The following is a 20,200-nucleotide window of genomic DNA, read 5'->3' as shown; positions in this document are numbered from 1 at the left end:
GGTGCAAAATAGTTACTCTTTTTCTTTTTTTCTATTATAAAATAAGTGAGAGCAGATGGCAATAAGGCAGCAGAAGAAAAAAAACATAAATTGCATATTATTCTTTTGCTTTTTTCCAGAAAGTATGATAGGATAAAAAAGAAGTAGAGACATTCGTAACTATTCAGTAGGTCTGCGCATTTACAAACATTCATAGATCTATTCAAGTCGAATCAGACAATTATCCATTTACCATTATTTTTGAAGAAAGGATTATTAAATGAGAGAAAAATATGAGTCCCTGTCTTTAGGGGCATTAAAAGAAATAGCAAAAGCCAGAGGTATGAGAGGGATTTCCACCCTGAAAAAAAGTGAATTGGTGGAGCGTATGGTGCAGGAAGATGATAAGGAACGCCAGATGAAGGATAGCACCACATCCCAGGAGAACGGTCAGGAGTCAAGAAATGAAATGAGAGCGGGCAGGACAGAGGACCGCCAGTCATCCGTCCGCCAGGAAGACAGTCAGGAAAGCCGGGACCGTCAGGAGAACAGAACATTCGTCCGCCAGGAGGAACACCAGGAAAGCCGCACATTCAGCCGTCAGGAGCCCAGGCAGGAGAGCCGCACAGAGCGTCCTCCTATGGAGCAGTCTGATCTGGACAGCGGTATCAGTGTCAGCGGGATTTTGGAGGTCCTGCCGGATGGTTATGGATTTATCCGAAGCGAGAATTATCTGCCGGGGGAGAACGATGTCTATGTGTCCCCGTCGCAGATTCGCAGATTTAATCTGAAGACCGGGGATATCCTGCGGGGTAATACAAGAGTAAAGAGCCAGAACGAAAAATTTTCAGCTCTTCTGTATGTGACCTCCATTAACGGAATCAAGCCCAATGAGATGCGCAGACTGAACTTTGAAGATATGACCCCTATTTTCCCCAATGAGAGACTGCACCTGGAGCGTCCGGGCGGAAGCCTGGCCATGCGTATTGTGGATCTGGTAAGCCCAATCGGCAAGGGACAGAGGGGAATGATCGTATCTCCGCCGAAAGCCGGTAAGACAACCCTCTTAAAAGATGCAGCCAAATCCATTCTGAAGAACAGCCCCAAGATGCATTTGATCATCCTGCTGATTGATGAGCGTCCTGAGGAGGTAACAGATATCAGAGAAGCAATTCAGGGGCCAAATGTGGAGATCATCTATTCCACCTTTGACGAGCTGCCGGAGCATCACAAGAGAGTCTCCGAAATGACCATTGAGCGTGCCAAACGTCTGGTTGAGCATAAAAAAGATGTTACCATATTCATAGACAGCATCACAAGACTGGCAAGAGCTTACAACCTGACAGTTCCGCCCAGCGGCCGTACCCTGTCCGGTGGTCTTGACCCGGCAGCCCTGCACATGCCCAAGCGTTTCTTTGGTGCTGCCAGAAACATGAGAGAGGGCGGAAGCCTTACCATCCTGGCCACAGCCCTGGTGGATACCGGGAGCAAGATGGATGATGTGGTCTACGAGGAATTCAAGGGAACCGGTAACATGGAGCTGATCCTGGACAGAAGACTTCAGGAGAAGCGTGTGTTCCCGGCCATTGACATTGCCAAGTCAGGCACCAGAAGAGAAGACCTTTTGCTTACAAGAGACGAGCAGGAGGCAGTGGATATTATGCGCAAAGCCCTGAACAGTATGAAGGCGGATGACGCGCTGGAAAATATCCTGAATATGTTCGCTCATACACGCAATAACAGCGAATTTGTACAAACAGTGAAAAAACGACGATTTCTATAATTATACTTGCATTTATAAAAATCATATGCTATAATTTAAAAGCTGTTTGAATTTGTAAAACGCAAAATAAAGATAAATAACAAACGATAGAAGAGGTGAAAAAGATGAAAGAAGGACTCCATCCAAACTACCAGGAATGTACAGTAGTATGCAACTGTGGAAATACATTTAAAACAGGTTCTACAAAGAAAGAACTCCACGTAGAAGTTTGCTCTAAATGTCATCCTTTCTATACAGGACAGCAGAAAGCTGCACAGGCTCGTGGACGTATTGATAAGTTCAACAAAAAATACGGCATGGACAAATAAAAAAACGGGAGAGGCTGAGGTTTTAGGACTTCAGCCTCTTATTGTATCTCCCAGGCAGTTTTTCTGCTTTGGTAAAAACAGAGCTGCCTTTGGGATTTGGATTTTATGGAGGTATAGATGAAATCATCCAACATCGGCGGACAGGCAGTCATGGAAGGCATCATGATGCGTCATCAGGACCAGTATTCTATTGCTGTCCGAAAGCCGGATCAAGAGATTGAAGTTAAGATAGAAGACTACAAGAGTTTTATCAAGAACAAAAAAATCCTTTCTCTTCCTATTATCAGAGGTGTGTTTAATTTTATTGATTCCCTGGTGGTGGGCACAAAATGTCTCATGTATTCCGCCACTTTCTTTGAGGAGGAAGAGGAGGAGATCAAAAAGAGGGAAGCCCTGAACCGGGAGGACCGTGAAAAATACGACGCCAAGCAGAAGAAGATGGAAAATATCCTGATGACAGGAACCGTGATATTTTCTGTGATCCTTTCGGTTGGCCTGTTCATGGTACTGCCGTATCTCATCGCCAGCCTGCTTCATAAAGTGGGGGCAACCGAGACCGGGGTGACCCTGGCGGAGGCGCTTGTGAGAATCCTGCTCTTTTTGGGATACCTGCTTTTGATCTCCAAGATGGAGGATATCCAGAGAGTGTTCATGTACCATGGGGCGGAGCACAAGTGCATCAACTGCGTGGAACAGGGAAAAGCTCTGACCGTGGAAAATGTCATGGATAGCTCCCGGCTCCACAAACGCTGCGGAACCAGTTTTTTGTTCTTTGTTATTGTTGTGAGTATTATATTTTTCCTGGGATTTTTTGCTGTTGTGCCGGTACATACCATGTGGCTGCGGGTGGTGATCCGTATCCTGCTGGTGCCGGTTATCGCAGGTATTTCCTATGAGATCATCCGTCTGGCGGGAAGAAGCGAGAATCCGATAGTATGCGCTCTCTCAAAGCCCGGTATGGCTATGCAGAAGCTGACCACAAAAGAACCCACACCGGATATGGCAGAGGTTGCCATTGCGGCAGTGGAGGCTGTTTTCGACTGGAAAGTATATCTTCTGGAGAATTTTCCGGATGCCCGTGAGGAAATAGAACAGGCGGAAAATAGCCGGATGGCCGCCTCACACAGATGTGAAACAGGAGAGAGCTGTTATGCAGACGCATAGGGAAGTCCATCTGGAAGGACAAAAGACACTGGAGAAGGCAGGGATTGCGGACAGCAGGACGGATGCATGGCTTTTGATGGAATATGTGACAGGTATGACCCGGGCTTCCTATTTTCTGAGGGAGACGGAAGAAATGCCGAAAGACCAGGCCGCGAGGTACAGGGAGATGATACAGAGAAGGGCACAGCATATCCCTCTCCAGCATATCACTCACGAGGCCTGGTTTTACGGACTGAAATTTTATGTGGACAGACATGTGCTGATCCCACGGCAGGATACGGAGGTTCTGGTTGAGGAGGTGCTCCTCGAAGCCGGGAAGATGCAGGCAGACGGCAGATTCAGGATTCTGGATATGTGCACAGGCAGCGGCTGCATTTTGCTGGCTCTTTTGTCCGTTCTGAAAGAGGCGGAAGGGACGGGGGCGGATCTGTCCGAAGAAGCCCTTGCCGTGGCAGGGAGAAACAGCAGGGAACTGGATATTCCGGCTGTATGGAAAATAAGCGATCTGTTTTCAGAAATCAGTGGGATGTATGATATTATCGTGTCCAATCCGCCTTATATAGAGAGTCATGTTATAGACAGCCTGACGGAGGAAGTGAAGGACCATGAGCCGAGAATGGCCCTTGACGGGACAGAGGATGGCTTGTATTTTTACAGAAGGATTTCCCGTGAGGCAGGGGAATATCTGATGCCGGGAGGAGTCCTGGCTTTTGAGATCGGATATGATCAGGGCGGTCCGGTTCGCCTTATGCTGGAAAATGCCGGATATGAAGAGACCAGAGTAGTGAAAGACCTGGCAGGCCTTGACAGGGTGGTGCTGGGAAGAAAGAAACAGGAGGAACACCATGTTTGATAAGTTAGATGATATTTTGATTCGCCTGGAGGAGATCTTAAATGAGTTAAATGAACCAACAGTGGCGAATGACACGGCGCGCTTCCAGAAGCTGATGAAGGAACAGAGCGACCTGCAGCCCATTGCGGATGCATATCGGGAACATAAAAATTGTAAACAGACAGTGGAAGACAGTCTTATGATGCTGGATGAGGAAACAGACCCGGAGATGCGCGAGATGCTCAAGGAAGAGCTTTCAGATTCCAAGAAGCGCATTGAGGAGCTGGAGCGGGAGCTGAAGATCCTGCTTCTGCCAAAAGACCCCAATGATGAGAAGAACGTTATTGTGGAGATCAGAGCCGGAGCCGGCGGGGATGAGGCCGCGCTCTTTGCCGCGGAAATCTACCGCATGTATGTAAAATTCGCGGAATCCCAGAACTGGAAGACAGATATGATGAGCCTCAATGAGAACGGTATCGGCGGTTTCAAAGAGGTTACGTTTATGATCAACGGCAAAGGCGCCTACTCCAGGCTGAAGTATGAAAGCGGTGTACACCGGGTGCAGCGTGTGCCGGAGACAGAGAGCGGCGGACGTATCCATACCTCTACCATCACTGTGGCGATCATGCCGGAAGCGGAGGAGATTGATTTCCACCTGGATATGAATGACTGCAAGTTTGACGTATTCCGTGCATCCGGAAACGGCGGACAGTGTGTCAACACCACAGACTCCGCCGTGCGTCTGACCCATATCCCCACGGGGATCGTTATTTCCTGCCAGGATGAAAAGTCACAGCTCAAGAACAAGGACAAGGCGCTGAAAGTGCTGCGTTCCAGACTGTACGAGATGGAACTGGAGAAGCGCCACGACGAGGAAGCAGAGGCTAGAAGAAGCCAGGTAGGTACCGGGGACCGGTCTGAGAAGATCAGAACCTATAACTTCCCCCAGGGACGTGTGACGGACCACAGGATCAAGCTGACCCTGCATCGTCTGGACGGTGTGCTGAACGGTGATCTGGAAGAGATCATAGATAATCTTACGGCTGCAGACCAGGCGGCTAAATTGACGAAAATGAATGATAAATAACAGGAAAACAGAATAACAGCCGTTGAGCTGTTACAAAATCCCCCATATTAACTGTGATCAGTTAATACAGGGGATTTTATTTATCCCAGAGTTCGACTATTCTTTTTTGTTTTTACATCTGTTATAATCAGTTTATATTGTATGTATAGAGGGCGGATGCCCCACATGGACTGGAACTATCTGTGTGTAGGTATGGTGAGTGCTGTCCTGAGCAGTCAGTGGATCAATTTTTTGATTGTGATACTTGTCACATGTTTCGTGATCATCATTGCCTCTTACATATACAGTCGGTTTTCCCGTGGTGTTACGCGTGAACTTCAGAACCTGAATGAGATCATGGGACGTGCGGAAGACCAGAACTTTAAGGAAGAGATTAAAATCGGAAGAATTGATGAGTTTATTCGGCTTGGAGCTGCGTACAATAAGCTGATCAGCCGCATACATATACTTGTAAACGAGGTCAATAGAGAAAAACTGAATGCAAAACAGGCCCAGCTTGTGAGGGCAGGGAGGCGGTGGATTATCCCGTCTATGCCAGGAAAGTGACAGACGCCATAAAAAACGGAACCTGTCAGAAAATAGGAGAAGGAGAATTTTATCATGGGATTAGTAACGACAAATGCCGCTCTCGCGCGTCCAGCGTCTCCCAGGAGTATGTAAAAATCATTCAGGAAAACGGAGGCGTACTGGCTGATGCCATAGGAATCCCGGAAGATATGCTCCGCCGCGCGGCAAAATCCCCAGTGTGCAAAATAAACAAGGATTTGGACCTGCGCCTGGCCATGACAGCCGGCGTCCGCCAGGTACTTGCACAGAAGCCCTCCGCCTTTGATTCCAGGGAATACCTGAAAGCTGGTGGAGCCAATGTCAAAGACCTTGTGGCGCAAAAAATAGTAAATGTGCTGGGCAGTGACCATAAGGCATGACACGAAGCATGGCACAAGATAAGGCCTGATATGGGGCGGCGGCACTCAATAGTCCTCTGCTGATAGTTTGTTATGATCCCGAAGCTGGCCTAAACGAAGAAAACCGATGGTGCAGACTGATCTTAGTCGAAACCATGGTTTTTTTTCCATTTCTGTTTACCGACGCCATCGTGGGATATCTGTCAGGTCTGTAGAAGTAGAATAAAACATAACTCTACAGAAGTATGGAGGTGGTTCGATGAGCAAATTGATCCTATAGCATGGTTCCCCGGAGATTATACGGCACACTATCCAGCAGTATGAATCGCGTGCGAAAGACGTGAATAAGGCAGCGGGACGCATTCTAGGCACTTGCACGGACACTGGGATGAATAAGTGATATTGATTTCTCTGTCCTATTTATGGACATACAAAGCGCTCCGTGCTATACTGAAACAAGCATTTAATACGGGGAACTAAAGATTGCATTTCCCGGTAAATTGTAATATATTATGGAAGTAAGTATTTTGGTAACTATTCAGCAGTCAGGCTAAAATCCCATCGCCAAAGGGTAACTGTGGGGGTACTGAACAGTTACGGTATTCTATGGTAAAAGTGATAATTGGTATTCTGCCGTCTGGATTACAGGCGGACAGGCAGGTAACATATAGAATCTATGAATGAGGAACGGGAGATAAAAACATGAAAAAAACAGCACTGCTAATCATGGCAGCCGGAATTGGCAGCCGCTTTGGAAAGGGAATCAAACAACTGGCAAAAGTGGGACCAAGCGGTGAGATCATCATGGATTATTCCATTCATGATGCATTGGAAGCAGGGTTTAACAAGATAGTATTTATCATCAGAAAAGACATAGAGGAAGAGTTCCGTGAAGTGATCGGAAACAGGATCGAGAAGGTGGCAGAGGTGGAATATGTATTTCAGGATCTACAGGATCTTCCGGAAGGATTCACCTGCCCCAAGGAGCGCACAAAGCCGTGGGGAACCGGACAGGCGATCCTGGCAGCAAAAGAAGTGCTGGAAGAGCCGTTTATCGTCATCAACGCAGACGATTACTATGGCAAAGAGGCCTATGTGAAAATTCACGACTATCTGGTGGAAGAGCATGAGGATACAGGTAAGCTGGACATCTGCATGGCTGGATTTATTCTGGAGAACACCCTGAGCGACAACGGTTCCGTGACCAGGGGTATCTGCTCTCTGGATGAGAATAAGAATCTGGTGGGGATTGCGGAGACATATAATATTAAGAAGACACCAAAGGGCCCGGCCGTGGAGACTGAGGACAATGGCCTGCGTATGCTGGACCCCAAGAACCTGGTATCCATGAATATGTGGGGACTGACACCTGCGTTTTTAAAGACACTGGAAGAGGGATTTGTGGAATTTTTAAAGGAATGCGGCCCGGAGGATCTGAAGAAAGAATATCTGCTTCCCATCATCGTGGATAAGCTTATCAAGGAGAAGAAAGCGGACGTGGCTGTTCTCAAGACACATGACACCTGGTTCGGCGTTACATATCAGGAAGATAAAGAAAAAGTAATGGAAGCCTTTGCCAGTCTGGTAGAGCAGGGTGTATACAAAAAGGGTTTATACGCATAGGCGGTTACGGTGACGAAAAACAGATTCCACAATAACAGTGACAAATCACACAAAATATGATATTTTATAATACGGTAACGAAAAGACAAAGAAATTGGATATTTGTATAAGGAGTCAGTTATGGGAAAATATTTTGGAACAGACGGTTTCCGCGGGGAAGCTAATGTAAATCTGACAGTAGAGCACGCATTTAAAGTAGGACGTTTCCTGGGCTGGTATTTCGGACAGGAGCACAAGGCTCAGATCGTGATCGGCAAGGATACCAGAAGAAGCAGCTATATGTTTGAATATTCACTGGTTGCAGGCCTGACCGCGTCAGGAGCGGATGTATATCTTCTTCATGTGACCACAACACCCAGCGTTTCCTACGTTGTGCGTACAGAAAACTTTGACTGTGGTATTATGATTTCTGCCAGCCACAATCCGTTCTATGACAATGGAATTAAGATTATCAACGGCAATGGACAGAAGATGGAGGCATCCGTCGAGGAGCAGATCGAAGCTTACATTGACGGAAAAGTACCGGAGCTGCCGTTGGCAAAGCGAGAGGATATCGGCCGTACCGTAGACTTTTCCGCAGGAAGAAACCGTTATATCGGATATCTCATCTCCATTCCGACACGTGCCTTTAAGAATAAAAGAGTGGGCCTTGACTGCTCAAACGGCAGTGCGTCTGCCATTGCAAAGAGCGTATTTGACGCGCTGGGCGCCAAGACTTATGTGATACACAATGATCCGGATGGAACCAACATCAATACAAACTGCGGTTCCACACATATTGAGGAACTGAAAAATTTTGTCAGGGAAAACCATCTGGATGTGGGCTTTGCCTATGACGGAGATGCTGACCGCTGTATTGCAGTGGATGAGAACGGTGACGAGGTGAACGGCGACCTGATCATGTATGTGTGCGGAAAATACATGCAGGAACAGGGTAAGTTAAACAACAACACCATTGTCACCACCATTATGTCCAACCTGGGTCTTTACAAAGCCTGTGAAAGAGAAGGCATTGCATACGAGAAGACAGCCGTGGGGGACAAATATGTCTGCGAGAACATGATGGCAAACGGCCACTCCATCGGAGGCGAGCAGTCCGGCCACATTATCTTCTCAAAACACGCCACCACAGGTGACGGCATTCTGACTTCCCTGAAACTGATGGAAGTCATCATTGAGAAAAAACAGCCCCTCAGTGTGCTGACAAAAGAAGTGAAGATTTATCCGCAGGTACTGAAAAATGTGCGGGTATATGATAAGAAGGAAGCCAGAGAGAATGCTGAAGTGGTGAAAGCCATTGCAGAGGTGGAAAAAGTCCTGAGTGATGACGGAAGAATCCTGGTGCGTGAAAGCGGTACAGAGCCTGTTATCCGCGTCATGGTGGAAGCGGCTTCCAATGAAATCTGTGAAGAAAATGTAGATAAAGTGATTGCTGTCATGAGGTCTGAGAATCTGATTGTACAGTAGACGAACGGGGAATATATTTGTGAAGGGAAAATTTATTGTTCTGACAGGATGCATCCTCTGTCTTATGGCAGGATGCGGAAAAGAGACACCCAGCTATTATGAACTGGGCGCGGAAGATTTAGAGGGGAAAAATTATCAAAGTGCCATCGAAAACTTTGAGCTGGCCATCGCCGAGGATGACTTTGAGATGGAAGCGCTCAGGGGAGAGGGCATTGCCTATCTGAAAATGGGAAAATACCAGGAGGCACAGCAGGCCCTGGAAAAAGCCAGGGACCTGGCCGTTGACTCCAAGAAGGCCATGAGAGCCGATATTCTGGCATATCTGGCTGTAGTGCAGTACCAAAGAGGGGACTTTGAGGGAAGTGCAGCTACCTGCGACCAGATGCTGGATATAAAGAACAGTAAAGAGGGATATTTTCTCAGGGGAACTGCCTGGCTTCATCTGGACCAGTATGACAAAGCGGCATCTGATTTTGGGAAAGCGGCTGCAGATTCCAAAGAGTACAATGACTATCTGGAAATCTACCGTGTGTACGAAGAGTGTGACATGAAGGCTGACGGGGAGTCCTATCTGGAGATGGCTCTGGATATGGAGGCCGATGATGAGAAGGACCACTACGACAGAGGGCGTGTTTACTATTATCTGGAGGAGTACGATGAGGCCAAGAAAGAGCTGACCACCGCCTACAACGACGGATATAAGGAAGCATCCATTTATCTGGGTAAGGTATACGCGGAACAGGGCGATACGGCCAATGCCCGGGCCAATTATAAAGAGAGCCTGAGTGAACAGTCATTGCAGGCAAAAGCTTACAATGGTATGGCTTACTGCGATATCCTGGACGGGGACTATGACAGTGCCCTCTCCAACATCCAGAAGGGACTGGATACAGGGGACCAGGAAGAGAAACAGGCACTTCTGTTCAATGAAATCGTGGCCTATGAAAAGAAGATGGACTATGCGTCTGCAAAAGAAAAAATCACCGCATATCTGGAGGCCTATCCTACAGATGAGAGAGCAGTGAAAGAAAATTATTTTCTGGAGACAAGGTAAAGAAACGCCGTATTTCCCATATATCAGAACAGAGTATGGCATAATACTCTGTTCTTTTATCTTTCATTAGAAACGAAAAATAAGTTTTTGATTATCTTTTCATAAATTCTTATATGTCCGCAAAGCCTTATTCTATGGGCTTTACGGGCATTTTTACTATCGGTAGATACTTCACGTTTCTTCTCATAAATTTTCATGTTTTGCCTTAGAAAGTGGTAAATAAGTGGTAAATTCCTTACGGTATCAGATTTACCATTTCAGCCTTTACACCGTCCAGTGACGCATGGGCGTACAGGTTCAGCGTGATATTGATGTTGGAATGACCCATGATGTACTGCAAGCTCTTAGGGTTCATGTTTTTATTCGCTAAACGGGTACAGAACGTGTGGCGCAGGATATGCGGCGTAATGTTCGGTAATGCGTCCTCATGGCTCTTGTTGTACTTCTTGACAAGATTTCCAAAAGTTGAGGTATAGTAAGCCCCTGTCATGGGATAGCCTTTTTGATTGAGAAAGATAAAATCACGGTAACCGTCTATCACTATGGGCTGTACGTTCTTTCTCTCTGCCACCACCTTTTGAAGCGTCTGGCAGGGTTCCTCACTCATTGGCACTTGACGCACTCCGCTTTTGGTCTTTGGCGTTTCAATGTAATAGCCAACTTCCTTATTCCGTTCTGATGTAGTCAATCTTAATGGTTAAAAATTGTTGTTTTGCTATAAATAATCGCTCCTTTCTCCGCACCGGTTTTGTGCGTCTACAGCCTTGACCTGTTCGGAGAAACCATTGAAGGACATAGAAATATCAATCCTTATGAGTGGAATCCCATTGAGGGAGAAATTATACTTAACAGACATGTGGACGGGGATAGAGAAAGTTTGTCCAGTGTCCCAACCTTTGGTGGCAGGTTCTTGACAGGACTTTTTATTTCCTGTGCTGGGTAATCAAGAGGATAAAGAGGGCGCGTGCTGACACTATCTCTGATATCAAAAGGCGACACAGATTTCACAGTTTGAATTGACACTTCATAAGGATAGTAACTGGAAGATTGTAAGATAAATCAAAGTGTGCATTTCCAATTTGGAGTTGCACACTACAAAAATGACAATAAAACTTTGCAAAATATATTGACAATAAAACTTTGCAATGATATATTATAGATGAAAAGAAAACTTGGCAAAGAGAGGGGTATATCTTATGGAAAAAGAAGATATTTTAAACAAGGCAAAGCAAGAAAAAAATAAGGAGTTTGAAAATGCAATAAATCAAAAAGCAACGATGCAAGGTACTATCGCAATGGCATCTATTTGTATTATAATCTTTGTAATTAAAGTGGTGATGTCTGATATTAAAGGTCTTGAGAAAGTAATACCATTTTATGATACTGTGGCAATATTGTGGGGATATATGATGGTTGTATATTTTTCTCTCTATAGAAAAATGCACGAAAATAAACATTTGCTAATAGGCATAGGATCTTTGATTGTCTTTACGATATACATGTATAAATTCATTTGTACATTATTATAGGTAGCGGTGTTATGAAAAATGAAAAATTAAGATTCAAAAATCGTTTAAAAGAAGCAAGAACTGAAAAGAAATTTTCTCAATCTGTATTAGCAGAAATGGTTGGTGTATCTCGCAACACTATTAGTTCTATCGAAACAGGACAATTCAATCCTACTGCTAAGTTGGCGTTGATTTTGTGTATAGCGCTTGATAAAAAATTTGAGGAATTATTTTATTTTGAGTAGCCAACTTGAAATTATAGAAGGTGGTAGCAGGGGAGAATTATAATCGTTGAATTTGCAGAAAGCGAAGAATTGATTTTTCAAGAAACTGTTGAGTGGCTATCTGCTAAACTTTCCAGTTCTCCAGCTTTCATTGAGCAACAAGTAACTGGATTTCAGATTGCCCCTTTTACAAGAACCTTTATCAGTGAAAAAGGGGAAACCGTATCTTTGACAGCAAAAGAATTTGACCTGCTGTATTTCCTCTTTTGCCATAAGGGGCAGGTATTTACGAAAGACCAACTTTATGAAAATATCTGGGGCTAAAATTATATATCAAATACTAAAAATAAGACTTCATTTAAACGAAAGTTAAGAAAAAAAGATTGAGCCTTTCCCAGATTGTCCGCAATATGTTCTGACCGTCTGGGGTGTCGGTTATAAATTCAACGAAGAATAAGCGTAGGTTATGTATCACTATTCAGTGAGTTACATATAACCTACGCTTTTTATATCTAACCTATGCTTTTAATCATAGCGTATTTGACATTTTCACTTGAGGATTTTATTATCCTATGTAATTGTCATACTGTCCGTGTGCAAGCTCCACATTTAATCGTTCCTCACATTCCAGAAACTTCAAAATCTCCTGTTCCATATGGGAAATGTTCTTCCATTCCCCGGACAATAACTCATTGGGTGTCACACCTAAAGCGGATGTGATTTTTTCTAATGTGTTAAATGTGGGAAAAGAAGCGGAACGGCAGTTATTATCTTCTGATAGTGCCGGACAGAGTGGCAGAGCAGATGCAGGTGATTTTTCCATGGAACCTATGAAAAAATTCCCTCCATTGAGAGAGGGGATAAGACACATATCACAGGGAAAGCGGAAATCAGGGAGAGCGGGGCTTCCATTGTCTTGCCTTTATTCTCCTGGCGGCAGCAACCATTATGACGGTACGATCTACCTGCGTATTTGTCTTTAAAAAAAGCAGTTTTGTAGAAATGAAGTCCGGTAAAATGCCTTGTACGTCAGGGTTACCGGGCTTTTTTCTGTCCGCCTAAAGAGTAATAGTACATATATTCAAAAAAAGTTACATGTACTTAAAATTGGGAATGCATTAAGATATAGCAGAGTAGATAGATTTGGAACCCCTTTTTTGTGTATCAACAGGAGTGAGACATATGACAAAATTTGAACCGGACTGGCTGACGATCCCGCTGTTTGCCCATGTAAAACCGGAAAACCCTTATCACAAGGAACAAAAACCCAGAATCCTCAGGGAGTACCCGGCAAAGAATCTGCATGTTCTTGCACGTGCGGAGATGGAACCTCCGGGGGATAAGCGCAGGTATATCCTCCGTATATCCGCGGATGATCATTACAAGCTTTGGATAAACGGCATCTATGCGGGACAGGGGCCTGCCCCGGCGTGGCCGGAACAATATTATTATAATGAAATAGACATTACCGGATATCTGCACCCCGGGAAAAATGTACTTGCTGTACATCTGTATTACCAGGGACTTGTGAATCGTGTCTGGAACAGCGGGGACGGGCGCTTTGCCCTGGCTTCACAGGTAACTGCAGAGATTGCAGAGGCCGTGGAACGGATACCTCTCACATGGCGGTATCAGATCTCAGGAGCCTATACAGGGAAAACGATTGGATATGAGACACAGTTTTTGGAGGATTTTGACAGCCGCTGCTGGGAGCAGGGCTGGAATCAGACAGATTTCGACGATACTTTGTGGGAACCTATGGTGAAAGCCGGGTGGGCAGATTATAAGTTGATAAAACAGCCCACTAAAATGCTGGCCGTGTATGAGAGAGCGCCGAAGACAGTGGAAAAAGAAGAGGGATGCTGGTTTGTGGATCTGGGCCGGGAGATCACGGGCAGCCTGCGGATCAAAGCGCTTGGCCCGTCGGGAGCAGTGGTGGAGGTCCTCTGCGGGGAGGAAAAAAATGAGGACGGCAGTGTCCGTTATGCTATGCGGTGTGGCTGCTGTTACCGGGAGAAATGGACCCTGGACGGAAATATATGTGAGCTGGAGCCATATGATTACAAAGGATTCCGGTACGCAGAAATCCATTTTGGCGGCGGGGTAAAGATCTTGCATGTTTCTGTACTGGTGCGCCACTATCCCATGGATGACTCTCTGTGCAGATTAAGGACTACAGATGAGAAGCTGGCAGGTATTTTTGACATATGCAGAAATACAGTGAAATGCAGCACCCAGGAGGCATATCTGGACTGCCCGACAAGGGAGAAGGGGCAGTACCTGGGAGACGCAGTGATTACATCCCGTTCCCAGGTGTGGCTTACCGGGAAGACGGATATGCTGAGAAAATGTATAGACCAGTTTGCTCTTACGAAAAGTGTTTGTCCGGGTCTTTTGGCTGTGGCTCCGGGTGCCTTTATGCAGGAGATCGCAGACTTTTCCCTGCTTTGGTCACAGCTTTTGATGACAGATTATGAATTCACAGGAGATAAAGGCTTTTTGAGGAGATATTATGATACCGCCAAAGGTATTGTCAGCTATTTTGCCGGATTTCAGGATGAGAAAGGTCTTTTAAATCAGGTGTGGGACAAATGGAATCTGGTTGACTGGCCGGAAAACCTGCGGGATGATTATGATTTTAACCTGAGCCGTCCTGTTGTGGCAAAAGGCTGTCACAACGTCATCAATGCCTTGTATGCAGGCGCAGTAAAGACGCTGACAGAGATAGAGACGATCCTTGGGCTGCCGGTTACATATTCGTTCAGCAGAATAAAGGCTTGTTATGTGAACACTTTTTACAGACCGGATAAAAAACGGTTTGCAGACAGTGTGAAAAGTACACACTGCTCCCTCCATTCCAATTTATATGCACTGTACTTTGGCCTTGTCCCGGATGAGGCCGTGGATCATGTGGCGTTTTTTTTGGAGGAGAAGGGCTTCTGCTGCGGCGTTATGCCCAGTTATTTCCTTCTGAAAGCCCTGGCAGGAGCCGGGCACTATGAAGGGGTGTACAGGCTTTTGACCAATGAGGGGGATCACGGCTGGGTCAACATGCTGCGGGAGGGAGCTACCACCTGTTTTGAGGCATGGGGGAAAGCTCAGAAATGGAATACCAGCTTATGTCATCCCTGGGCGACTGCGCCTGTCAGTATTGTGATAGAAGAACTGGCAGGGATCCATCCGGACCCCGGTGAGGAGAAAGGATATAGGTTCGAGCCTCATATTCCGGATTCTGTGGGACAGTTCCATCTTACGGTGCCATATGGTGGGAATTGTTATCAGGTAGTAAAGGAAGAAGGGGATGACAGGCCTTTTATTGTTCAGTTATTTTGAATATTGTATACCCTCCTTTATTCGTAAAAGTATTTCCCTTATCCCGCGGGTTCTTATTATTTTAACAGAAGGCCCAACTATTTACCAATGTGTTGAGCAGTATCCCTTTAGAGAAAAAAACTATCTGCAAATGTTTTTGTGAAAAATGTCCCCTTGTCAGCATATAGAAAAAGCGTTATGATGGTAAGACAGTTTTATTTATGAAAATCCGTTCTGCGTTATTTGAAAGTTACCATATACAGCCGGTATCTCTGCACGTGGCAGTTAGGCCCCCAGGCGGCAGAGCAGAAGTAACACAGGCGGATCATAGGAGATATATATGGAGTTATACGATTTGAACGAAATAGAGGAGCGCGTTATCCTGGTAGGAGTTCAGGAGGGTGACGGCGACGATACCGTGGAATCCGTGGAAGAGCTTGCAGAGCTTGCTAAGACAGCGGGCGCACTTGTGGTGGGCACGGTCATCCAGAAAAGAGAACGGATCCATCCCGGTACCTATGTGGGAAAAGGCAAGATGGAGGAGCTGAAAATGCTGCTCACAGCCCTGGATGCCACAGGGATCATCTGCGATGATGAACTGTCACCGGTGCAGATGAACAACCTGCAGCAGGAGCTGGACTGTAAGGTGATGGACAGGACACTTTTGATACTTGATATTTTTGCGGACCATGCGTCCACAAGCGAAGGAAAGATCCAGGTGGAGCTGGCACAGCTCCGTTACCGGGCAGTCCGTCTTGTGGGACTGCGTAATTCCCTGTCCCGCTTGGGCGGCGGTATTGGGACCAGAGGCCCTGGTGAGAAGAAGCTGGAGATGGACAGGCGTTTGATCAAAGAGAGAATTTCCCAGTTAAAACGGGAGCTTGAGCAGGTGAAGCGTCACAGAGAGCTTTTAAGAGAGGGCAGAAAAAGAGACCGCGTCATGACAGCAGCCATTGTGGGATACACCAATGCAGGAAAATCCACGCTCTTGAATACACTGACAGATGCGGGCGTTCTTTCAGAGGATAAGTTGTTTGCCACTCTGGATCCAACTACCAGAATGCTGGAGTTATCCAAAGGGACCAAAATTTACCTCACAGACACCGTAGGGTTTATCCGGAAACTGCCTCATCATCTGATCGAGGCGTTTAAAAGCACCCTGGAGGAAGCAAAGTATGCGGACATTATTTTACATGTGGTAGACGCGTCCAATCCCCAGATGGAAGATCAGATGCGAGTGGTATATGACACCCTGCAGGAATTGGAAGTGACCAATAAAAAAATAGTTACTCTTTTTAATAAACAGGACAAACTGGCAGAGGAACAGATACTCCATGATCTTAATGCCAACCATGTACTGCGTATTTCAGCTAAGACAGGGGATGGCCTGGACCGTCTGAGAGAAGTGCTGGAAAAAATTGTGACAGAAGACCAGATTTATCTGGAGCGTGTAATTCCTTATAAAGATGCAGGGATTCTGCAGCAGATCCGTAAGTACGGACATCTTATGGAGGAGGAGTACACAGAGGGTGGAATCGCAGTAAAAGCAAGGGTTCCGAAGGACATTTTAGGACGCCTGTAGACCATGGTTCCGACGGATATTTATGTGCATTTACGCAAACGTTGAATTAATAATTGGATTAATAAACTACCATATATTGGAAATATTAAAAGAATGTTTACAATATATGGTAGTTTTTATGGTTGACGAAAAGTATAACCTTTGCTACAATAGACCTACAGCGTTTATACAGAGGCTATACTCTGTGAATGCGAGGCGGGACGGAAAAACGGTCCTGCTTCTTTACATATAAGGAGGAAGAGGAATGTTTCAGGTAGTAAAACGTGATGGGGAAATCGCAGAATTCCGGCTGGATAAAATTGCGGAAGCAGTTAAGAAAGCATTTGATGCAACGGAGAATGAATACAGCAGTGACATGCTGGATTTACTGGCACTCCGTGTGACATCAGATTTCCAGAAGAAAATCGTAAAGGGGAAAGTTTCTGTTGAGGATATTCAGGACAGTGTGGAAAATGTACTGATCCAGGCTGGTTACTCTGATGTGGCAAAATCCTATATCCTGTACAGAAAGCAGAGAGAAAAAATCCGCAATATGAAGTCCACGATCCTGGACTACAAAGAGATCGTGAACAGCTATGTGAAGGTGGAGGACTGGAGAGTAAAAGAAAATTCCACTGTAACATACTCCGTAGGAGGACTGATTTTAAGCAACTCCGGTGCGGTAACTGCCAATTACTGGCTGTCTGAGATTTACGATACGGAGATCGCGGAGGCGCACAGGAACGCGGATATCCATATCCATGATCTGTCCATGCTGACAGGATACTGTGCCGGCTGGTCCTTAAAACAGCTGATCAAAGAAGGGCTGGGCGGTATCGAAGGCAAGATCACCTCCTCCCCGGCGAAGCATCTGAGCGTGCTCTGCAACCAGATGGTGAACTTTCTGGGAATCATGCAGAATGAATGGGCAGGGGCACAGGCTTTCTCCTCCTTCGACACATACCTGGCGCCTTTTGTCAAGGCTGACAATTTGAGCTATCCAGAGGTGAAAAAGTGTGTGGAATCCTTTATTTACGGCGTCAATACCCCGAGCCGCTGGGGAACGCAGGCACCATTCTCCAATATTACCCTGGACTGGACTGTTCCGGGCGATCTGGCGGAGCTTCCGGCTATTGTAGGCGGCAAAGAGATGACGTTTAAGTACAAAGACTGCAAAGAAGAGATGGATATGGTGAACAAGGCCTTCATTGAGACCATGATTGAGGGAGATGCCAACGGGCGCGGTTTCCAGTACCCGATTCCTACTTATTCCATTACCAGGGATTTTGACTGGTCTGATACGGAGAACAATAAGCTTTTATTTGAGATGACTTCAAAATACGGAACCCCTTATTTTTCAAATTATATCAACAGTGACATGGAGCCCAGTGATGTGCGCAGTATGTGCTGCCGCCTGCGTCTTGACTTAAGAGAACTGCGAAAGAAAACTGGGGGATTCTTTGGCTCCGGGGAGAGCACCGGGTCTGTGGGTGTTGTGACCATCAACATGCCCAGGATCGCATACCTGGCAGAGGATGAGGTGGATTTTTTCCGCCGCCTGGACCATATGATGGATCTTTCAGCCCGTTCTCTGAAAATCAAGAGAGATGTCATCACAAAACTTTTGGATGAAGGTCTCTACCCATACACCAAGAGATACCTGGGGAGCTTTGAGAACCATTTTTCAACCATTGGTCTTCTGGGCATGAACGAAGCCGGCCTAAATGCCAGATGGCTGAAATGTGATATGGCTGATGAGAGAACCCAGGAATTCTCCAAGCGTGTGCTGAACCACATGAGAGAGCGTCTGAAAGATTATCAGGAAGAGTACGGCGATTTATACAACCTGGAAGCAACTCCTGCAGAGTCCACTTCCTACCGTCTGGCAAAGCACGACAGAAAGCGCTGGCCGGACATCAAAACAGCAGGAAACGAAGGAGACACCCCATATTACACCAACAGTTCCCACCTTCCGGTAGACTATACAGCAGATATTTTCGATGCGCTGGATATTCAGGATGAACTGCAGACATTATACACCTCCGGCACAGTGTTCCATGCTTTCCTGGGAGAAAAGCTGCCTGACTGGAAAGCTGCGGCAGCGCTTGTGAGAAAGATTGCGCAGAACTACCGTCTGCCTTACTATACACTGTCACCTACCTATTCTGTCTGTAAAGACCATGGCTATCTCTCCGGTGAACATTTTGTGTGCCCCAAATGCGGAAAAAAAGCCGAAGTTTACAGCCGTATTACAGGTTATTACCGTCCGGTGCAGAACTGGAACGACGGAAAGAGCCAGGAATATAAGAACCGTACAGTTTACGATATTGCTCATTCTGACTTCAAGGCCAGTCCCCAAATGGTAACCATGACGGAGCGGGAGGTAAGGATGGAGGAATCAGATGCCGGACAGGTAACGGCAAAATACTTGTTTACCACAGAAACCTGCCCCAACTGTAAAATGGCAAAACAGATGTTGGAAGGCCAGGATTATGAGCTGGTGGATGCGGAGAAGAATCCGGAACTGGCCCGCAAGTTCGGCGTGATGCAGGCTCCCACCCTTATTGTCATTGCCGGCGAGGAGACAAAAAAATATGTAAATGCGTCTAATATCCAGAGATATGTAGACGAAGATTAAGAGAAAAGGCCCGGTCTGATCACCGGGTCTTTTGGTGTAAAAAGATGAATTTTTGTTTTTCTTGTCGGAGCGTTTCCGTTGACAATGTAATAATTATTCTCCATAATAGAGGTTAGGAACAGAAAGATTTCTGTCCGCAGCTATCCTGCCGGATAGGAGAAAATATAGCAAAAAGTGAAGACTTTCAGGTGCTGGATTTAAACAATGCCTTTCTGTTTGCATTGGTTCTGGGCATACCGGAGTTGTCAGATCAGTTTTAGAGCTGATTTTAGGGCAGCCTATGGGAAAGATAAAGGTACATATTGAGCAGATTCAGATGTAGCCCCGGAACTCGACCCGGTGATAAAAAGAATCCATGATAAGGGTACGGAGCTTAAAAAGAGCCGGGAATTGGAGGCAAAGTATATGAAATTTGAAGAGTTACTGCTTGATAAAGAACAGGAGGGAAGAGAGGATGGGATGGCAAAAATGTCAAAACTCATCAATCATCTTCTCCAGGACGATCAGGCAGAACAGATACCTCTTATAACAGAAGACCCTGAACTCAGGGACCGGTTATTCAAAAAGTATCATCTCTAAATTATCATTTCTATAAATCTCTTAGCAGAGTCAGGCGGGTTTCCGCCCGCCTGGCGGACTGCTTCTTAGGATTAACTGTTTGAAACTTTCACAGTTATGAGTCTAATACATTTATTACAATAATCCCAATTCAAATTAAAATGGCAGAATACCTGCTCCAATAACCTCTCTGTTTC

At 45.8% G+C, this 20,200-nt stretch carries 18 protein-coding genes and 1 pseudogene; 17 read left to right on the top strand and 2 right to left on the bottom strand.

Translation table 11 applies throughout. The annotated features are described in order from the left end of the window. Nucleotides 1-259: 259 nt before the first annotated feature. The 10 genes from rho to A4V09_RS13720 all read left to right on the top strand — a co-directional run bounded on the left by rho (nt 260) and on the right by A4V09_RS13720 (nt 10,202). Nucleotides 260-1,762: a transcription termination factor Rho gene (gene rho, locus A4V09_RS13765; RefSeq protein WP_065542859.1), complete on the top strand. Its 1,503-nt coding sequence runs from the start codon at nt 260-262 to the stop codon at nt 1,760-1,762. 104 nt (nt 1,763-1,866) lie between these two features. Beyond that, nucleotides 1,867-2,070 carry a 50S ribosomal protein L31 gene (gene rpmE / locus A4V09_RS13760; RefSeq protein WP_065542858.1) on the top strand — a complete coding sequence of 68 codons (204 nt, stop codon included), beginning with the start codon at nt 1,867-1,869 and terminating at the stop codon, nt 2,068-2,070. A 117-nt stretch (nt 2,071-2,187) separates the two neighbouring features. Then, the gene (locus A4V09_RS13755) at nt 2,188-3,234 is read left to right on the top strand and encodes a DUF1385 domain-containing protein (protein WP_065542857.1); all 1,047 of its coding nucleotides are present in this window, start codon (nt 2,188-2,190) and stop codon (nt 3,232-3,234) included. After that, the gene (gene prmC, locus A4V09_RS13750) at nt 3,221-4,087 is read left to right on the top strand and encodes a peptide chain release factor N(5)-glutamine methyltransferase (RefSeq protein ID WP_065542856.1); all 867 of its coding nucleotides are present in this window, start codon (nt 3,221-3,223) and stop codon (nt 4,085-4,087) included. The genes A4V09_RS13755 and prmC overlap by 14 nt, the downstream gene beginning before the upstream one ends. Then, on the top strand, nt 4,080-5,153 hold the full coding sequence (gene prfA / locus A4V09_RS13745) for a peptide chain release factor 1 (protein WP_065542855.1): 1,074 nt from the start codon (nt 4,080-4,082) through the stop codon (nt 5,151-5,153). Before prmC ends, prfA begins: the two co-directional genes overlap by 8 nt. Nucleotides 5,154-5,318: 165 nt before the next feature. Then, entirely contained in the window at nt 5,319-5,699 is a 381-nt protein-coding gene (locus A4V09_RS13740) for a sensor histidine kinase (protein ID WP_065542854.1), read from the top strand. Then, nucleotides 5,669-6,079 (top strand): class II fructose-bisphosphate aldolase, encoded by a 411-nt coding sequence (locus A4V09_RS13735; RefSeq protein WP_242963836.1) that lies wholly within the window; start codon nt 5,669-5,671, stop codon nt 6,077-6,079. Before A4V09_RS13740 ends, A4V09_RS13735 begins: the two co-directional genes overlap by 31 nt. A 681-nt stretch (nt 6,080-6,760) precedes the next feature. Then, the gene (locus tag A4V09_RS13730) at nt 6,761-7,681 is read left to right on the top strand and encodes a nucleotidyltransferase family protein (RefSeq protein WP_065542852.1); all 921 of its coding nucleotides are present in this window, start codon (nt 6,761-6,763) and stop codon (nt 7,679-7,681) included. Between the two features lie 120 nt (nt 7,682-7,801). Further along, nucleotides 7,802-9,148 carry a phosphoglucosamine mutase gene (gene glmM / locus A4V09_RS13725; protein WP_065542851.1) on the top strand — a complete coding sequence of 449 codons (1,347 nt, stop codon included), beginning with the start codon at nt 7,802-7,804 and terminating at the stop codon, nt 9,146-9,148. Nucleotides 9,149-9,167: 19 nt separating this feature from the next. Continuing rightward, entirely contained in the window at nt 9,168-10,202 is a 1,035-nt protein-coding gene (locus A4V09_RS13720) for a tetratricopeptide repeat protein (RefSeq protein ID WP_065542850.1), read from the top strand. A 235-nt stretch (nt 10,203-10,437) separates the two neighbouring features. Here the strand turns inward: A4V09_RS13720 and A4V09_RS13715 are convergent. Continuing rightward, nucleotides 10,438-10,875, bottom strand: a pseudogene (locus A4V09_RS13715) (site-specific integrase); the annotation flags it as partial. Between the two features lie 523 nt (nt 10,876-11,398). On the opposite strand from A4V09_RS13715, the gene A4V09_RS13710 reads away from it, so the two are divergent. The 3 genes from A4V09_RS13710 (at nt 11,399) to A4V09_RS25415 (ending at nt 12,258) form a co-directional block, all read left to right on the top strand. Then, nucleotides 11,399-11,731 carry a DUF6442 family protein gene (locus A4V09_RS13710; protein WP_065542849.1) on the top strand — a complete coding sequence of 111 codons (333 nt, stop codon included), beginning with the start codon at nt 11,399-11,401 and terminating at the stop codon, nt 11,729-11,731. Between the two features lie 11 nt (nt 11,732-11,742). After that, nucleotides 11,743-11,955: a helix-turn-helix transcriptional regulator gene (locus tag A4V09_RS13705; RefSeq protein WP_065542848.1), complete on the top strand. Its 213-nt coding sequence runs from the start codon at nt 11,743-11,745 to the stop codon at nt 11,953-11,955. Between the two features lie 69 nt (nt 11,956-12,024). Further along, nucleotides 12,025-12,258, top strand: a complete 234-nt coding sequence (locus tag A4V09_RS25415) for a winged helix-turn-helix domain-containing protein (protein ID WP_242963835.1) — start codon at nt 12,025-12,027, stop codon at nt 12,256-12,258. Between the two features lie 241 nt (nt 12,259-12,499). On the opposite strand, the gene A4V09_RS24495 is transcribed toward A4V09_RS25415, so the two are convergent. After that, nucleotides 12,500-12,757: a hypothetical protein gene (locus A4V09_RS24495; RefSeq protein ID WP_065542847.1), complete on the bottom strand. Its 258-nt coding sequence runs from the start codon at nt 12,755-12,757 to the stop codon at nt 12,500-12,502. Between the two features lie 359 nt (nt 12,758-13,116). Here A4V09_RS24495 and A4V09_RS13690 point away from each other — a divergent pair, with 359 nt between their 5' ends. The 4 genes from A4V09_RS13690 to A4V09_RS25410 all read left to right on the top strand — a co-directional run bounded on the left by A4V09_RS13690 (nt 13,117) and on the right by A4V09_RS25410 (nt 20,024). After that, complete coding sequence (locus tag A4V09_RS13690) at nt 13,117-15,267, top strand: family 78 glycoside hydrolase catalytic domain (protein WP_065542846.1); 2,151 nt, start codon at nt 13,117-13,119, stop codon at nt 15,265-15,267. 319 nt (nt 15,268-15,586) lie between these two features. Then, the gene (hflX, locus tag A4V09_RS13685; protein WP_065542845.1) at nt 15,587-16,828 is read left to right on the top strand and encodes a GTPase HflX; all 1,242 of its coding nucleotides are present in this window, start codon (nt 15,587-15,589) and stop codon (nt 16,826-16,828) included. A gap of 244 nt (nt 16,829-17,072) precedes the next feature. Beyond that, a complete protein-coding gene (locus A4V09_RS13680; protein WP_065542844.1) occupies nt 17,073-19,445 on the top strand; it encodes a ribonucleoside triphosphate reductase in 2,373 nt (790 codons plus the stop codon). Nucleotides 19,446-19,850: 405 nt separating this feature from the next. Then, complete coding sequence (locus tag A4V09_RS25410; protein WP_242963834.1) at nt 19,851-20,024, top strand: hypothetical protein; 174 nt, start codon at nt 19,851-19,853, stop codon at nt 20,022-20,024. Nucleotides 20,025-20,200: the final 176 nt, after the last annotated feature.

The organism is Blautia pseudococcoides (assembly GCF_001689125.2).
Classification (GTDB): domain Bacteria; phylum Bacillota; class Clostridia; order Lachnospirales; family Lachnospiraceae; genus Blautia; species Blautia pseudococcoides.
The sequence above is the reverse complement of the archived record's forward strand: the minus strand, read 5'-3'. Positions and strand labels throughout refer to the sequence as shown.

Excerpts from the sequence above, each read along its gene's own strand:
- rho (WP_065542859.1), top strand. The coding sequence starts at position 260 with ATGAGAGAAAAATATGAGTCCCTGTCTTTAGGGGCATTAAAAGAAATA.
- rpmE (WP_065542858.1), top strand. The coding sequence starts at position 1,867 with ATGAAAGAAGGACTCCATCCAAACTACCAGGAATGTACAGTAGTATGC.
- A4V09_RS13755 (WP_065542857.1), top strand. The coding sequence starts at position 2,188 with ATGAAATCATCCAACATCGGCGGACAGGCAGTCATGGAAGGCATCATG.
- prmC (WP_065542856.1), top strand. The coding sequence starts at position 3,221 with ATGCAGACGCATAGGGAAGTCCATCTGGAAGGACAAAAGACACTGGAG.
- prfA (WP_065542855.1), top strand. The coding sequence starts at position 4,080 with ATGTTTGATAAGTTAGATGATATTTTGATTCGCCTGGAGGAGATCTTA.
- A4V09_RS13740 (WP_065542854.1), top strand. The coding sequence starts at position 5,319 with ATGGACTGGAACTATCTGTGTGTAGGTATGGTGAGTGCTGTCCTGAGC.
- A4V09_RS13730 (WP_065542852.1), top strand. The coding sequence starts at position 6,761 with ATGAAAAAAACAGCACTGCTAATCATGGCAGCCGGAATTGGCAGCCGC.
- glmM (WP_065542851.1), top strand. The coding sequence starts at position 7,802 with ATGGGAAAATATTTTGGAACAGACGGTTTCCGCGGGGAAGCTAATGTA.
- A4V09_RS13710 (WP_065542849.1), top strand. The coding sequence starts at position 11,399 with ATGGAAAAAGAAGATATTTTAAACAAGGCAAAGCAAGAAAAAAATAAG.
- A4V09_RS13705 (WP_065542848.1), top strand. The coding sequence starts at position 11,743 with ATGAAAAATGAAAAATTAAGATTCAAAAATCGTTTAAAAGAAGCAAGA.
- A4V09_RS24495 (WP_065542847.1), bottom strand. The coding sequence starts at position 12,757 with ATGGAAAAATCACCTGCATCTGCTCTGCCACTCTGTCCGGCACTATCA.
- A4V09_RS13690 (WP_065542846.1), top strand. The coding sequence starts at position 13,117 with ATGACAAAATTTGAACCGGACTGGCTGACGATCCCGCTGTTTGCCCAT.
- hflX (WP_065542845.1), top strand. The coding sequence starts at position 15,587 with ATGGAGTTATACGATTTGAACGAAATAGAGGAGCGCGTTATCCTGGTA.
- A4V09_RS13680 (WP_065542844.1), top strand. The coding sequence starts at position 17,073 with ATGTTTCAGGTAGTAAAACGTGATGGGGAAATCGCAGAATTCCGGCTG.
- A4V09_RS25410 (WP_242963834.1), top strand. The coding sequence starts at position 19,851 with ATGAAATTTGAAGAGTTACTGCTTGATAAAGAACAGGAGGGAAGAGAG.